The organism is Pseudomonas sp. Pso3, from assembly GCF_055393275.1.
This window is the reverse complement of the sequence record NZ_AP043687.1, coordinates 3,608,543-3,623,974: the sequence shown is the minus strand read 5'-3', so window position 1 is coordinate 3,623,974 and position 15,432 is coordinate 3,608,543. Positions and strand designations below refer to the sequence as shown.

Below are 15,432 nucleotides of genomic sequence, written 5' to 3'. Positions count from 1 at the left end.
CTAGCCGTACAATGGAGGCGCCTTGAATCTGGATGACCTGGCGGCCTTCGCCGCCGTGGCCGAGGCCCGCAGCTTTCGCGGCGCCGCCTATGTGCGTGGCGTGGCCGCCTCTTCGCTGAGCGATGCGGTGCGGCGGCTGGAGCGGGAACTGGATGTGCGGCTGCTGCACCGCACCACCCGCAGTGTGACCCCCACCGCGGCCGGCCAGCGCCTGCTGGAACGCCTTACCCCGGCCCTGCGCGAGGTGCGCGGCGCGCTGGACGCGATCAATGCCGAGGGCGAAAGTCCGGTGGGCAGCCTGAGACTCAATGTGCCCACCATCGTCGCCCGGGTGCTGCTGCCACCGCTGATCGGCCCCTTCCTGGCCCGGTATCCGGGCATTCGCCTGGAGGTGGTGGCCGAGGACCGGCTGATCGACGTGCTCGCCGCTGGTTTCGATGCCGGGGTGCGCTACGACGAGCACCTGGAAGCCGACATGATCAGCGTGCGGCTGGGCCCGGTCACCCAGAGATTCGCCGTGGCCGGAACCCCGGCCTACCTGGAGCAGCATGGCGTACCGGCGCATCCCGCCGACCTGGTCCGGCATTCCTGCATCGGGCATCGCTTCGCCAGTGGCCTGGTGGCGCAGTGGGGCTTCGAGCGCGGCAGCGAGGTCATCAACGTCGCGCCGGGCAGTCGCCTGCTGGCTTCGGCACTCGACCTGGAACTGCAGGCCGCCCTCGACGGCGTCGGCCTCATCTATTCCTTCGCCGACTACCTGGCTGCGCCCCTGGCCGACGGCCGCCTGGTGGAAGTGCTGGCGGACTGGTCCCCGTCCTTTCCCGGTCCGCGGCTCTACTACGCGGATCGCCGCCAGCTGCCAGCCCCGCTGCGCGCCTTCGTGGCCTTCCTGCGCGAGCATCACGGCTAGGCGGGCGCGCGGGGCGCCGCTACCCTGAGCGCCAGTCCGCCGCCTGGAGCCCCTATGACGCCCCTGTTCTCCCGCCTGGTATCGTCCCCATGATCATCGGCACCGCCGGCCACATCGACCATGGCAAGACGGCGCTGATCCAGGCCCTCACCGGAGTCGCCGGTGACCGCCGCCGTGAAGAGCAGGCGCGTGGCATCACCATCGACCTGGGCTATGTCTATGCCGATCTGGGCGACGGCGGCCTCACCGGCTTCATCGACGTGCCCGGCCACGAGCGCTTCGTGCACAACATGCTGGCCGGTGCCAGCGGTCTGGATCTGGCCCTGCTGGTGGTGGCGGCCGACGATGGCGTCATGCCCCAGACCCGCGAGCACCTGGCGATCCTCGAATTGCTCGGCATTCCCCGGCTGCTGGTGGCCCTGACCAAAGCCGATCGGGTGGACGCCGAGCGGCTGGCGCAGGTTGGTCAGGAGGTCAGTGCGCTGCTGGCTGCCGGGCCCTTCGCCGGGGCGCCGCTGTATCCGGTGGCCAGCCCCAGCGGCGCCGGTATCCCCGCGTTGCGCGCCGCCTTGCTCGCGGCCCTGGACCAGGTGCGCCAGCGCAACGTCCGCGGTGGCTTTCGCCTGGCGGTGGATCGGGTGTTCAGCGTCGCCGGGGCCGGGGTGGTGGTCACCGGCACCGCCTTCGCCGGCCAGGTGGCCGTTGGCGACGAGCTCATCCTCACCCCGCGCGGCCAGCGCCTGCGGGTGCGGGGGCTGCATGCGCAGAATCGCGCGGCAGAAACCGCCCAGGCCGGTCAGCGCGTATCGCTCAATCTGGCGGGCGAGCGCCTGAGCACCGACAGCCTCGCCCGCGGCGACTGGCTGGTGGCCGAGGCGCTGCACGCGCCCACCACCCGCATCGACGTGGAGCTGCGCCTGCTGCCCGGCGAGGCGCGCAACCTGACGCACTGGACGCCGGTGCACGTGCACCTGGGCGCCCAGGATCTCACCGGGCGCGTCGCCCTGCTGGAAGGGGACAGCCTCGCCCCGGGTGCCACGGCCCTGGCGCAGCTGGTGCTCAATGCGCCTTTGCACGGGGTGCACGGTGATCGCCTGGTGCTGCGCGACCAGTCCGCCCAGCGCACCCTGGGCGGTGCGCGGCTGCTCGATCCCTTCGCCCCGGCCCGCCATCGCCGCACCCCGCAGCGCCTGGCGCAACTCCAGGCGCTGCGGCAGGGCGGCCTGGAGGAAGCCCTGCCCGAACTCCTGGCCCAGGCCGCGGGCGGTCTCGATCCGCGACTGCTGGCCCGGCAATTCAACCGCCCCGAAGGCGACTGGCAGTTGCCCGCCGACACCCTGAGGGTGGACACGCGGGTCGGTCCGCGGCTGTTCGCGGCGGCTCTGTGGCAGGCGGCACTCGAGCGCCTGGGCGTGGCGCTGGCTACCTTTCACCAGGAGCAACCCGACGAACTGGGTCCGGATCGGGATCGCCTGCGCCGCATCGCCGCGCCGGAACTGGAGCGGCCCGTCTATCTGGCGCTGCTGGAGACGGCCCTGGCCGAGGGACACTTGCAGAGCAGCGGTCCCTGGCTGCACCTACCCGATCACCGGGTACGCCTCACCGAAGCGGAGGAGGGGCTCAAGGCCCGGCTCTGGCCGCTGCTGGAGGCCCAGCGCTTCGATCCGCCCTGGACCCGCGATCTCGCCAAGAGCCTGGGTCAGCCCGAGGCCGAGGTGCGCCTGTTGCTGCGCAAACTGGCCCGGCTGGGGGAACTGACCCAGGTGGTCAAGGATCTCTTCTATCCCCAAGCGAGTCTGGAAGCCGCGGCCAGTGAGGCATTGCGCCTGGAGCGCGAAGCAGGGATCATTCGCGCCGCGGCCTTTCGCGATGCCCTCGGCATCGGTCGCAAGCGCAGCATCCAGATCCTCGAATGCCTGGATCGCATCGGTTTCACCCGTCGCTTCGGCGACGAGCGCCGGGTCCGCCCGGACAGCGCCTGGGCCCGCGCCGCCGAGGGCTAGCGCAACAGAGGAAGGCAATCACGCCCGGTGGCGTGGCCGGGCTTCAAACCCGGTTGGGGACGGCAGCCGTTCCCGGGTGGGTTCGACTCCCACTGCCTTCCGCCATTTCCTGAGCTCAGTGCCCGTCCACCGAGTGATGGAGCACCGCGCCCTCCCGCTGCAACTCCTGCAGAAACCAGTCGGCCGCCCAGAGCTGTTCGGGCATATAGAGACCTGCCGGCAGCGGTCTACCGCCCACCAGGCCCAGCGCCCGCTCCAGCGACAGCACCAGCCCGAGAGCGGTCAGCGAGGCTTGCCCCTGGCTGAATTCCAGCACGGACCGTGCGGTGGTGGTCTGGCCGTCCCTCTCACCGGTCACCCTGACCGCGATCTCGGCCGCCGTTTCCGCGCCCCGCCGCCGGCTGGAGGACTCGCCCATGGCGATGTCGAAGCGGAGCTCCGGCGCGGCGGTGGTGGCCCAGAGGCTCAACAGATCAATGGAGCCAAAGGCCGTGGCGGCCAGCGTGCGACCGTCCAGCGCCGTGACGCTGCCCTGCAGGTCGGCACCGCTCAGCCAGTGGCGGCGCCCATGCCGAAACGCCAAGGCCGCGGGCGCCGAGCTGTGCACCCGTTCCATGTCTTCCCAGGCCAGGGGACCGGCCGGATCTTCCTCATCCAGCAAGACCTCCACCCCGATGGCCGCGACCCGGGTGAAGCGGCGGGCGAGATCGAGCGCCAGCGCCAGGGTGGCGCCCGAAGCCCAGTGACTGGACAGCACCAGGGCATGGGCGCCGGGGTGGTGCATGAACTGGGCGACTTCCGGCCCCAATTCGGTGACGCCGGTGTTGGCATTGAGATAGGGGATGCCCAGGCGCTGGGCGAGACGCAGGCCGTGCAGGGCCTGATCCGGTGCCAGCATGATGATGGCTGCCGGGGTGAGGGCGGGATCCAGTCCCAGCCCCGGCTGGTCGAGATCCAGGCCCACCGCTCGGGCCTGGCCGGCGGCCTGGGCGACGTCCTCGGCCGTGGCGAGGTTGCGGCCCCCCACCAGCAGCGGCCAGTCAGGCTGGCGCTGGCGGAACCAGTGGACGGCCTGGCGGCCTACCGTGCCCGAACCGCCGGCAAAGAGTATGGGTTGCAGTGGCATGATGCTGTCCTCGTGGCTGCAGTGCTGAGATCGCGGAGACCGCACCGCCAGCTGGCCAGCAGCTGCTCCCCGCGTTAACCTACCAAGAGTAGGTTCTAAATCAGGATTAACCTACCTTTAGTAGGTTTGCAAGAAGACGTGACCAATGGCAGAGCGATCCACCCCTGAAAAACCGATCTCCGATGGTGCCGGGCGGCGTCTTTCTAAGGCGGCGCGGCGTCAGAAATTGCTGGAAACAGCGCGGCTCATCGTCCGGGAAGAGGGCGCGGATCGCCTGACCCTGGGCTATCTGGCCGTACAGGCAGGCGTCTCCAAGCCGGTCGTCTACGAGCATTTCGGTACCCGCTCGGGACTGCTCATCGAACTCTATCGCTGGCTCGATCTGGCGCAGATGGATGCCTTTCGCCAGGCCATGACGGCCCGGCAGCAGAGCGCCGAAGAGGCCACCGCGGCGCTGGCCGAGGGCTACATCCGTTGCGTGACCGACATGCAGGGCGAGGTCGGCGTGCTGGCGGCGGCCCTGGCAGGGAGCGAGGAAAAGACCGCGGTGTATCAGGAGTTGCTGGAGCACGGCACCCGGATGGTGGCGGCGGTGCTCACGCCGCACAGCACGAGGTCCGCCGCGGAGTTGCAGGTGTCCTGCATCGGCCTGGTCGGCGCCGGCGAGGCCCTAGCCGCGGCCGTGGTGCGCGGGGCGCTGGGCGAGCGCGAGGCCATCGAGGCCTTTACCCGCCTGGTGCGCGCGGTGCTGTAGCGACTGGCGCTAGTAGACATCCTTCAGATAGCGCTTCTGCTCGCTCATCCCGCGCACATAGTCGGCCGCGGCCTCGTCGCTGAGGCCGCCGTGGTTGGCCACCACCTGGCGCAGCGCCTGGTCGACGTCCTTGGCCATGCGGCTGGCATCGCCGCAGACATAGACGCGGGCGCCGTCCTGCAGCCAGCGCCAGACCTCGGCGCCGCGTTCTCTCAGGCGATCCTGCACATAGATCTTCTCGGCCTGGTCGCGGGAGAAGGCCAGGCTCAGTTCGCTCAGGGTGCCGTCGTGCTGGAAGGCGGCCAGTTCGTCGCGGTAGTAGAAGTCCTGGGCGGCGTGCTGTTCGCCAAAGAACAGCCAGTTGCGGCCGCTATCGCCACGGGCACGGCGCTCGTGGAGAAAGCCGCGGAAGGGCGCGATGCCGGTGCCGGGGCCGATCATGATCAGGGGCACGTCGCCTTGCTCCGGCAGGCGGAAGTGGCGCGCGGGCTGGATAAGCACCTCGGTGGTGGCGTCTTGCAGGCGATCGGCGAGGAAGGTGGAGGCCACCCCCTTGCGGGTGCCATAGCGCACCGCCGAGACGGTGAGGTGCACCTGGCCGGAGTGGGCCAGGGGGCTGGAGGCGATGGAATAGAGGCGTGGCTGCAGGCGCTTGAGACTGGCGAGCAATTCCTCGGCGGCGAGACGAGCGGGGAAGCTAGCCAGGACGTCGGCCAGTTGTCGGCCCCACAGCCAGCTTTTTAGTTCGTCGCGGGCCGCCAGCAGGGCGCGGCAGTCGGCATGGCCGCTGCGTTCGGCCACCAGGGCCAGGATTTCGTGGCTGGGGCGGGCGATCTCGTAGTGCTCGGCCAGTGCCTGGCGCAGAGACAGCTCGCCGACCTTGGGCACCGTGACCGGCTGTTCACCGTCGAGTCCGGCCAGGGTGAGGATTTCCTCGACCAGCTCTGGACAGTTGCGCGCCCGGACGCTGAGGGCGTCGCCGGCCTGGTAATCCAGTGGCTGCTCGCTTTCGAAGCCGAACAGCCGGACCTCCTTATTGGAGCCGGCGCCGTTGAGTCTTTGATTGACGACCAGCCGCGCCGGCGTCGGGGCTGGGCGATTCGCCGTGGCGGTACTGGCGACGATGCTGCTCGCGGCAGGCGATAGCAGCTTTTGAAGCCCGGCCAGCCAGGTGTCGGCGCGGTCGTGACCGTCGGCATCGCAGTCGAGCCGTGCGCAGAGGCGGCGGGCGCCGAGTTCGGCCAGGCGGGCGTCGAGGCGCTGGCCGTGGCCGCAGAATTGCTCGTAGGTGGAATCGCCCAGGGCCAGCACGGCGTAGTCCAGCTCGGCGAGGGAGGCATCGAGGCGACCGAGGCCCTGCCAGAAGGCCTGGCCATTGTCCGGGGCCTCGCCGTCGCCAAAGGTGCTGCTCACCAGCAGGACGCGGCGGGCACCGCGCAGGCGTTCCACGGCATAGGCGGCCATGTCGTGCAATTCGACGGTGAGACCGGCCTGGCACAGGCGGGCGACGCAGCGCTCGGCCAGGGCTTCGGCGTTGCCGGTCTGGGACGCCCAGAGCACCACCAGATCGGCCGGCGCGGTAGCGGCCTGGGGCAGGCTGGCGCTCTGGCTTTGCGGCAGGCGGCTGAACAGCCCGGCGAGCAGGCCATCGAGCCAGAGCCGGGTGTCGGCGGCCAGCGGCGCCTGGGCCGGCAGGCAGGGCACGCCCTGGGCGCCACCGTCGCGCAGGCCGTCCATAAAGCCGGCCAGGTAGGTGCGCTCGGCCGCGCTGAGCTGGGGCCGTACCGCGGTGGCGACCCCGGTGAGATCGGCCAGCCGCGCCAGGGCGGGTTGCTGGACGCTCTCGGTGACCGGCTCGTCGGCCGGCAGCTGGCGGTGGGGGATGGTGGCGACCCGGGTCAGGCGCACCGCGCAGACCTTGAGTTCCGGTTGCAGCGAGAGCGGATCGACGGCGTCGCTGGTGACGGCATTGATGGCCAGGTCGCTGCCCTGGACGTCGGCCCAGTGGAAGGGGGCGAAGCAGTTGCCGGGCTGGACCCGGTCGCTGATCGTCACCGGCAGCACCGCGCGACCGCGCCGCGAGGTGATTTCCAGGCGATCGCCCGTACTGAGCCCCAGCGCCTGGGCGTCCTGGGGATGTACCTCGACGAAGGGCGCCGGATTGAGGCGATTCAGCGCGGCGATCTTGCCGGTCTTGGTGAGCGTATGCCACTGGTGCTGCAGACGCCCGGTGTTGAGCACGAAGGGGTAGTCGGCATCGGGCAGCTCCGCCGGGTCTAGGTGCGGGCGAGCGAAGAATTGCGCCTTGCCGCTGGGGGTGGCGAAGTTGAGCGCGGTGGGTTCGCCGGTCTCATCCAGGCGCAGGGTCTGGCTGCGGCCGTCGTTGCGATAGCGGATCGGCTGGCGCGGATCGCTCGCTGCGCTGGGGCAGGGCCATTGCAGCGGCGTCTCGCGCAACCGGGCATGGCTGGCGCCACGGATGTCGTAGCCGGTCTGGGGGTTGTGGAACTGCCTGATCTCGTCGAACACATCGGCGGCCGAGGCGTAGGTGAAGTGTTCGCCATAGCCCAGGGCGCAGGCCACGTCGGCGATGATTTGCCAGTCGGCGCGGGCCGCGCCGGGCGGGGTGACGGCCTGGGGGGCCAGGGTCAGGTTGCGCTCGGAGTTGATCATCACTCCGTCGGCCTCGGCCCAGAGCGCGCCGGGCAGGAGGATGTCGGCGTAGCGGTTGGTCTCGGTGTCGAGAAAGGCGTCCTGGGTGATCACCAGTTCGGCGGCCTGCAGCCCGCGGATGACCGTGTCGCGATTGGCCACGCTGGCCACCGGATTGGTGCAGATGATCCAGCAGGCCTTCACGGTGCCGGCGGCCAGGTCCTCGAACAGGGCGACGGTGCCCTGGCCCAGGCGGGTGTGCAGGGTGCCTTCCGGAATCTTCCAGGCACGCTCGACGAAGGCGCGGTCGGCGGCGGACAGCAGGCTGCGCTGGCCGGGCAGGCCGGGCCCCATGTAGCCCATCTCGCGTCCGCCCATGGCATTGGGCTGGCCGGTCAGGGAGAAGGGGCCGCTGCCGGGGCGGCAGATCTTGCCGGTGGCCAGGTGCAGGTTGCACAGGGCGTTGGTGCTCCAGGTGCCGTGGGTGCTCTGGTTCAGGCCCATGGTCCAGAGACTGGTCCATTCACCGGCCTCGCCGATCCAGCGCGCCGCGGTGCGGATGTCCGCCTCGGCCAGCCCGGTCCCGGCGGCCACGCGCGCCGGGCTGTAGTCGGCGAGAAAGGCCGGCATGGCCGCCCAGCCCTCGGTATGGGCGGCGATGAAGGCTTCGTCCAGATAGCCCTCGGCGTGCAGCAGATGCAGGAGGCCATTGAGCAGCAGCAGATCGGTGCCCGGACGCAGTTGCAGGAAGAGATCGGCCTTCTCGGCGGTGGCGGTGCGCCGGGGATCGACGACGATCAGCCGGGCGCCGCGCTTGATCCGGTCCAGCAGCCGCAGGAAGAGGATGGGATGACAGTCGGCCATGTTGGCGCCGCTGACCAGGAAGAGGTCGGCGCGGTCGAGGTCGTCATAGGAACCGGGCGGACCGTCGGCGCCGAGGGACAGCTTGTAGCCGGTGCCGGCACTGGCCATGCACAGGCGGGAATTGGATTCGAGCTGGTTGGTGCCGATGAAGCCCCGTGCCAGCTTGCTCGCCAGGTACTGGGCCTCCAGCGACATCTGCCCGGAGACATAGAAGGCGATGGCGTCGGGTCCGTCGCGGTCGAGAATGGCGCGCAGGCGCTCGGCGGTGACGGCGACGGCCTGCTCCAGTCCGGTCTGCACCGGTTCGTGGGAGCGGTCGTGGCGGACATAGGCCTGCTCCATGCGTCCGCTGTCCGCCAGCGCCTGGTGGCTGGTGCTGCCCTTGGTGCAGAGGCGGCCGCGGTTGGCGGGGTGGTCGCGATCGCCGCTGACCTTGGTGACCCGACCGTCTTCCACCTGCATGACGATCCCGCAGCCGACGCCGCAGTAGGGGCAGACGCTCTTGAAGTGGGTAGTGGTCATGGCAAGGATCCTTCGAAAACCAGAAAGCGAAAAGGCGCCGGTCGCGCTCCCCGGAGGGAGGCGAACACGGCGCCTTTGTCGTGAAGGGGGCGATCGACGTTGACCGCTCCATGCCAGGGATTTAGCAAGGCTCGCGCCAGCTTGGTCCGGTGCGCGCGGGGAGCGCATGGCTGTTGGCCTGGCGGGGTGGCGGTGGCGCCTGGCGGGGTCGCTGCCCTGGCGGTCGAGATGCGCCGGGACAGGGCAGTCCGACCCTGCCTTGCACCGTTGTGGTTCCAGTCGGCAGCCGTCCGGACCGGCGCCGGCAAGCCGCTTGGCGGGCTGCAGCCCGCGCCAGTGGCCGATCTGCGGGCGAGCCGATGAAACTGGCACAACCGATGCAGAAGCTCTGGCAGACCCGCCCATTCGGGTCGCCCGGTCGATCAACGGCGATCGACAGCCACTGCAGGCGACGGGCACGGAGCAGAGCCAAGGGCTCCTCCCTACTAGAACAGGCAAAGGCGCCTGAGACCGCAAGGTTTCAGGCGCCTTTTTATTTGCCGCGAATCAACCTGATTGGCCTCGGCCGGGGGATAGCCTCCATGAACAGCATCGTGACCCGCAAAGAACGCCTGATCGTCGTCGGCAACGGCATGGTCGGCCATCACCTCGTCGAGCAGCTGCTGGCGGCCGGCGCCCTGGACCACTACGAGATCCATGTCTTCGGCGAAGAGCGCCAGCGCGCCTATGACCGGGTCCATCTCTCCGAGTACTTCGCCGGTCGCGATGCCGAATCCCTGGCCATGAGCGAAGCCGGCCTCTATGCCGTGCCCGGCCTGGTGCTGCACCTGGGCTGCGCGGTGACCGCCATCGACCGCGAGCAGCGCGAGGTGCTGACCCCCGAGGGCGCCTTTGGCTACGACCGCCTGGTGCTGGCCACCGGTTCCTATCCCTTCGTGCCGCCCATCGAGGGCGCCGAGGGCGATTCGCGCCTGGTCTATCGCACCCTGGACGACCTGGACACCATCCGCCTGGCCGCCGCCCGGGCACGCCGCGGCGTGGTCGTGGGTGGTGGCCTGCTCGGCCTGGAAGCGGCCAATGCGCTGAAATCCCTGGGCCTGGAAGCCCATGTGGTGGAATTCGCCCCGCGGCTGATGCCGGTACAGCTGGACGACCTCGGCGGCGCCGCCCTGCGCCAGCGCATCGAGGACCTGGGCGTGGGCGTGCACCTGTCCAAGGCCACCCAGAACATCACCGCCGGCAGCGAGTACCGCTACCGCATGAACTTCGCCGGCGAGGATTTCCTCGAGACCGACCTGATCCTGTTTTCCGCCGGCATCCGCCCCCAGGACGCCCTGGCCCGCGGCTGCGGCCTGGAACTCGGCGCCCGCGGCGGGGTGGCCGTGGACAACGGCTGCCTGACCAGCGACCCCTTCATCCATGCCATCGGCGAGTGCGCCGCCTGGAACGGCAGCATCTTCGGCCTGGTCGCCCCGGGCTACCAGATGGCGCGCCTGGTGGCCGCCACCCTCTGCCACGGTCAGGCCACGCCCTTCACCGGCGCCGACATGTCCACCAAGCTCAAGCTGCTGGGCGTGGACGTGGGCTCCATCGGTGATGCCCACGGCGCCACGCCCGGCGCGCGCAGCTATCGCTACATCGACGAAGCCAGCGCCAGCTACCGCCGCCTGGTGGTGTCCGCCGATGGCAAGCACGTCCTCGGCGCCGTGCTGGTGGGCGACAACAGCTACTACGACACCCTGCTGCAATACGCCCAGAACGGCATCCCGCTGCCCCAGGATCCGGCCAGCCTGATCATGCCGGTGGGCGAGGGCGCCCCGACCCTGGGCGCCGATGCCTTGCCGGCCACCGCCACCCTCTGTTCCTGCCACAACGTCACCAAGGGCGCGGTCTGCGCCGCCATCGACGCCGGTTGCACGGACCTTGCCGGCATCAAGAGCTGCACCAAGGCCGCCACCGGTTGCGGCGGCTGCGCGGCGCTGGTCAAGCAGGTGTTCGAGCACGAGCTGATCGCCCGGGGCGTCGAGGTCGACAAGAGTCTCTGCGAACACTTCGCCCATACCCGCCAGGAGCTCTATCACCTGGTGCGGGTGGAAGGCATCCAGAGTTTCGACGAGCTCCTAGCGCGCCACGGCCGCGGCCACCATGGTTGCGACATCTGCAAGCCGGCGGTGGGCTCCATCCTGGCGTCCTGCTGGAACGGTTCCATCACCGATCCGCACCTGGTGCCGCTGCAGGACACCAACGACACCTTCATGGCCAACATGCAGAAGAACGGCACCTACTCGGTGGTGCCGCGCATTCCGGGCGGCGAGATCAGCCCGGAAGGCCTGATCGCCATCGGCCAGGTGGCGAAGAAATACGACCTCTACACCAAGATCACCGGCGGCCAGCGCATCGACCTGTTCGGCGCCCAGCTGCACGAGCTGCCGGACATCTGGGGCGAGCTGATCGCCGCCGGCTTCGAGACCGGTCATGCCTACGGCAAGTCGACCCGCACGGTGAAGAGCTGCGTCGGCAGTACCTGGTGCCGCTACGGGGTGCAGGACAGCGTCAAGATGGCACTGGACATCGAGCACCGCTACAAGGGCCTGCGCGCCCCGCACAAGCTCAAGTTCGCGGTCAGCGGCTGCACCCGCGAGTGCGCCGAGGCCCAGAGCAAGGACATCGGCGTGATCGCCACCGAGAACGGCTGGAACCTCTATGTCTGCGGCAATGGCGGCATGCGCCCGCGCCACGCCGAGCTGTTCGCCACCGACCTCGACGACGAGACGCTGATCCGCTACATCGACCGCCTGCTGATGTTCTACATCCGCACCGCCGACCGCCTGCAGCGCACCTCGGTGTGGCGCGAGTCGCTGGAGGGTGGGCTGGATTACCTCAAGCAGGTGATCATCGAGGACAGCCTGGGCCTGGGCGCCGAGCTGGAAGCCCAGATGCAGCTGGTGGTGGATCGCTACGAATGCGAATGGGCCAACGCCCTGAACGACCCGGACAAGCTCAAGCGCTTCCGTACCTTCGTCAACCAGCGCGGCAGCGACCCGGACATCCATTTCGTCAAGGAGCGTGGCCAGCGTCGGCCGGCGCGCCACGGCGAACTGCACCTGATCAACCTGACCGAGGAGGCCTGACCATGACCCAGACCACTACCGCGCGTGCCCTGGAACCCCGCTGGCAACCCCTGTGCAGCCTGGCCGACCTGGTGCCCCAGTCCGGCGTGGTGGCCCTGCACGAGGGCGAGCAGGTGGCGCTGTTCTACCTGCCCGACACCGAGCAGAAGGTCTTCGCCGTGGGCAACCGCGACCCCAAGTCCGGCGCCAACGTCATCGGCCGCGGCATCGTCGGCCAGCTGGGCCCGGATCTGGTGATCGCCTCGCCGCTGTACAAGCAGCACTTCCGCCTGGCGGACGGCGGCTGCCTGGAGTACCCCGAGCAGGCCCTGCCCACCTGGGCGGTGCGGCTGAACGGCGAGCAGGTGGAGATCGCCTGACGCGGCTCGACCCTCACCCCAACCCTCTCCCGGCGGGAGAGGGGGCAGTCCGGAGTGGGGCGGGGCTTCATGCGTAGCCTGGACAACGGCGCGGCCTTGTCCGGGATCTCCACCCTTCGCCCTAGCCCACTGTTGCACCCACCGCAGTGCAGCTTTGCGCAATCGGGAGCTGCGCGGGGCGGCGAAATGACTTCCAAGGGTCGATACTCAAGGAGCGGGGACGCTGTCTGCCGATCTTGGCAATCGCCTCGCGGGAGGTCGTCATGCGCCTGACAAGAACAATTCGCTCCGCGCTGTTCATCGCCTTGCTTCTGGCCCTGGCCGCCATCGCCCTGCTGGAGGGCTGGCGCGCGCAACCGGTGGGCGAACCCACGCTGCGCGCCGATCCGGTCTGTACCCATGGCTATGCGCCCTATGGCTGCTATCCGGTACCGGCCCGCGGGGGCGATCTGGGGTGGCTGGAGCGCCTCTAGGTCGTCATCCCAGCCGCTGTTCGCTAGCCAGCAGCAACGCCAGGTCGTTGCCCGCCAGGACCGGGCCGAACAGCGGGCCCTGGACCTCGTCGCAGAGGTGCGCCCGCAGCCAGTCCAACTGGTCCTGCGTCTCCACGCCCGTCGCCGCCACCCGCAGGCCCAGGGTCCGTCCGAGGCCGATCAGGGCCTGGGCGATGGCGGCATCGGCAGGCTGGTCTTCCAGACGAGCGACGAGACGGCTATCCAGACTGATGCCATCCAGCACGGACTGGCGCAGCGCCTCGAGGCCGCCGGAGCCGCTGCCGAAGTCGGCCAGGCTCAGGCGCACGCCCAGGGCCTTGAGCGCCTGCAGCTGAGTGAGAGACACGTCTTCCGCCTGCAACAAGGCCTCGGGCACTTGCAGCTCCAGGCGTCCCGCTGCCAGACCACTCGTCTGCAGGGCGCTGGCGACCGCCTCCACCAGGGCCTCGGCATCGGCGCACTGGCGCGCCGACAGACTGATGACCAGCCGCAGCGGCACGGGCCAGGCCGCGGCGGCGCGACAGGCGCCGTCCAGCAGCCACGGCCCCAGGGCAACGCTGAGTCCGGTCTCTTCGGCCAGCGGCAGGAAGGCGGCGGGCGGCAGCAGACCGCGCAGCGGATGGGCCCAGTGCAGCTGGACCTCGACGCCGCTCAGGTCACCCGTGGCGACGCCTCTGCGCGGCAGGTAGCCCAGGCGCAGCTGGTCGAGCGCCAGCGCCTGGCGCAACTCCTGCTCCAGATCCCGCCGCTGGCTGAGCTGGGCGTCCATCGCCGGCGCATGAAAGCACCAGCCGTTGCGACCCGCGGCCTTGGCCTGGTAGAGCGCGATATCCGCCAGACGCAGCAGGTCCTCGACCTGGGTGGCCTGGTCCGGGGCCTGGGCGATGCCAATGCTGGTGCCGACGCTGACCGACTGCTCCTCCAGCAGAATCGGCCGGCCGATGGCGTTTACCAGGCGGGCACAGATCTGGTCGACCGTCGCCACGTCCAGGTGACCGAGCAACACCACGATGAATTCGTCGCCACCCAGGCGCGCCACCAGGCCGCCGGGCCTCAGACTGGCCTGCAGGCGCCGGGCGATTTCCTGCAGCACCCGATCGCCGGCGGCATGGCCGAGGCTGTCGTTGACCGGCTTGAAGCGATCCAGGTCCAGGCTGAGCAGCGTCAGCGGCGTTCTGGATTGCGCCAGTTTGCGTGCCAGGTAGTGCTGCAATTGCAGCCGATTGGCCAGGCCGGTCAGGCTGTCGTGCTGCGACAGGTGTTCGATTTCCGCCTGGGCATTGACCGCGGCGGTGATGTCGCTGGCGGTACCGCGAAAGCCGGCGCCCTCGGGCAGCGGCCGGGCGGTGATCTCGCAGACCCGGGCGTGACCCTGGCGGTCGCGGTAGTGGCAGCGCAGCACCTGACGCTCGTCGCGCTGGTGAACGTTGTCCTGGAGCCAGTTGGCCAGGCGGGTGGTCTCGCTGCTGAACAGCTCCGTGAGCGGCCGGCCGAGCCAGCTGCCGGGCGCATGGCCGGTGATGCGGGCGAAGCGTTCGGAGAGATAGGTGATACGGCCTGCGGCGTCGCTTTCCCAGAGCCAGTCGGAGGCGGCCTCGGCGAGTTCGCGAAAGCGGCTTTCGCTGCGGCTCAGTTCGGCCTGGCTGGCGACCAAGGCATCGAATTGCCGGTCGAGCTGGCGGGCCGAATTCAGCGCATGACGGATCAGTAGGGCCAGCACCAGCCCGAGCAGCAGCACCCCGGCCAGAAAGATCGGCAGGGTGCGGCGCAGGAGCTGGGCACCGGGTTGCGGCGGTTGCCAGTTGAGCAGCAGCGGCGAATCCAGAAACTGCAGGTATTGGTGATCGGCGAGGGGTGCCCGCGACGCCTCGAGTCGCGGCAGGCCATAGGTGTCGCTGAGATGGGCCAGGGTGTCCGGATCGAGCACGTTGACGAACAGCATCACCGAGGGCGCGCCGGGGCCAGGGGCCACGCTGTAGCTCGCGCCCGGCGTGATGGTGGCCGCGGCGACCAGCGCCGGGACGCCGCCCACGCTCAGCACCCGGACCAGGCTTTCGGTCTCGCCGGGGCGCTGGCGGGTCTCCGCCAGCAGACCGGCCAGATCGCCTTCGAGCCATTGCGCCGCCGCGCGCTCGGTCGGCCGACCATCGATCACCGCGTAGACGGTCCGGTCCTGCGGATCCAGTACGAAGACCCCGTTGTAGCCGTAGAGCTCATAGGGGATGTCGCCGACGTTGCGCTCGTCGTTGGCCCAGAACAGATCGACCGTCAGGTGCAGGTGCTTATAGGCCTCGCCCCACTTGGCGTAGTTGATGATGTTGTGGCCGATTTCGTTTTCCACCTGCACCAGGGTGCGCTCGATATAGGTGCGGGCGCGTTGCTGGACGTCGGCGTCCTGGCTGGTGGCGGTCCTGATCAGCAGGTAGCAGCCGAGGCCGAGCAGGATCGGCAGGGCGCAGATGACCGGAAAGAGGCGCAGCAGCAGATTGTGGCTGCGGCGGGTGGCGATGGGCGTGGACGTCATGATCAACCTGGGCGGCGCTGGAGACAGTCAGTTTCCCGCAAGCGGGCCACAGACGACGCGCGGGGTACCTGGCCAGAGGCCATTATCCGTTAC

General features: G+C 69.6%; 9 protein-coding genes and 1 tRNA gene. 7 read left to right on the top strand and 3 right to left on the bottom strand.

Going from position 1 to position 15,432, the window contains the following annotated elements:
• Positions 1-22: 22 nt before the first annotated feature.
• The 3 genes from ACZ5R1_RS17110 to ACZ5R1_RS17100 all read left to right on the top strand — a co-directional run bounded on the left by ACZ5R1_RS17110 (position 23) and on the right by ACZ5R1_RS17100 (position 3,018).
• The gene (locus tag ACZ5R1_RS17110) at positions 23-910 is read left to right on the top strand and encodes a LysR family transcriptional regulator (protein ID WP_464712593.1); all 888 of its coding nucleotides are present in this window, start codon (positions 23-25) and stop codon (positions 908-910) included.
• Positions 911-999: 89 nt separating this feature from the next.
• A complete protein-coding gene (selB, locus tag ACZ5R1_RS17105) occupies positions 1,000-2,913 on the top strand; it encodes a selenocysteine-specific translation elongation factor (protein WP_313594230.1) in 1,914 nt (637 codons plus the stop codon).
• 9 nt (positions 2,914-2,922) lie between these two features.
• A tRNA-Sec gene (locus tag ACZ5R1_RS17100) sits at positions 2,923-3,018 on the top strand.
• A 10-nt stretch (positions 3,019-3,028) separates the two neighbouring features.
• Here ACZ5R1_RS17100 and ACZ5R1_RS17095 read toward each other — a convergent pair.
• Positions 3,029-4,039, bottom strand: coding sequence for a hypothetical protein (locus ACZ5R1_RS17095; RefSeq protein ID WP_464712592.1), 1,011 nt, complete (start codon positions 4,037-4,039; stop codon positions 3,029-3,031).
• Positions 4,040-4,184: 145 nt separating this feature from the next.
• Between ACZ5R1_RS17095 and ACZ5R1_RS17090 the strand changes: the two genes are divergently transcribed.
• On the top strand, positions 4,185-4,793 hold the full coding sequence (locus tag ACZ5R1_RS17090; protein ID WP_464712591.1) for a TetR/AcrR family transcriptional regulator: 609 nt from the start codon (positions 4,185-4,187) through the stop codon (positions 4,791-4,793).
• Positions 4,794-4,802: 9 nt separating this feature from the next.
• On the opposite strand, the gene ACZ5R1_RS17085 is transcribed toward ACZ5R1_RS17090, so the two are convergent.
• On the bottom strand, positions 4,803-8,831 hold the full coding sequence (locus ACZ5R1_RS17085; protein ID WP_464712590.1) for a molybdopterin-dependent oxidoreductase: 4,029 nt from the start codon (positions 8,829-8,831) through the stop codon (positions 4,803-4,805).
• 581 nt (positions 8,832-9,412) lie between these two features.
• Here ACZ5R1_RS17085 and nirB point away from each other — a divergent pair.
• The 3 genes from nirB to ACZ5R1_RS17070 all read left to right on the top strand — a co-directional run bounded on the left by nirB (position 9,413) and on the right by ACZ5R1_RS17070 (position 12,794).
• Positions 9,413-11,962: a nitrite reductase large subunit NirB gene (nirB, locus tag ACZ5R1_RS17080; protein ID WP_181084143.1), complete on the top strand. Its 2,550-nt coding sequence runs from the start codon at positions 9,413-9,415 to the stop codon at positions 11,960-11,962.
• A gap of 2 nt (positions 11,963-11,964) precedes the next feature.
• A complete protein-coding gene (gene nirD / locus ACZ5R1_RS17075; protein ID WP_027597116.1) occupies positions 11,965-12,321 on the top strand; it encodes a nitrite reductase small subunit NirD in 357 nt (118 codons plus the stop codon).
• Between the two features lie 263 nt (positions 12,322-12,584).
• Complete coding sequence (locus ACZ5R1_RS17070; RefSeq protein WP_007159560.1) at positions 12,585-12,794, top strand: hypothetical protein; 210 nt, start codon at positions 12,585-12,587, stop codon at positions 12,792-12,794.
• Positions 12,795-12,798: 4 nt separating this feature from the next.
• Here ACZ5R1_RS17070 and ACZ5R1_RS17065 read toward each other — a convergent pair whose 3' ends face one another.
• On the bottom strand, positions 12,799-15,339 hold the full coding sequence (locus ACZ5R1_RS17065) for a bifunctional diguanylate cyclase/phosphodiesterase (protein WP_464712589.1): 2,541 nt from the start codon (positions 15,337-15,339) through the stop codon (positions 12,799-12,801).
• Positions 15,340-15,432: the final 93 nt, after the last annotated feature.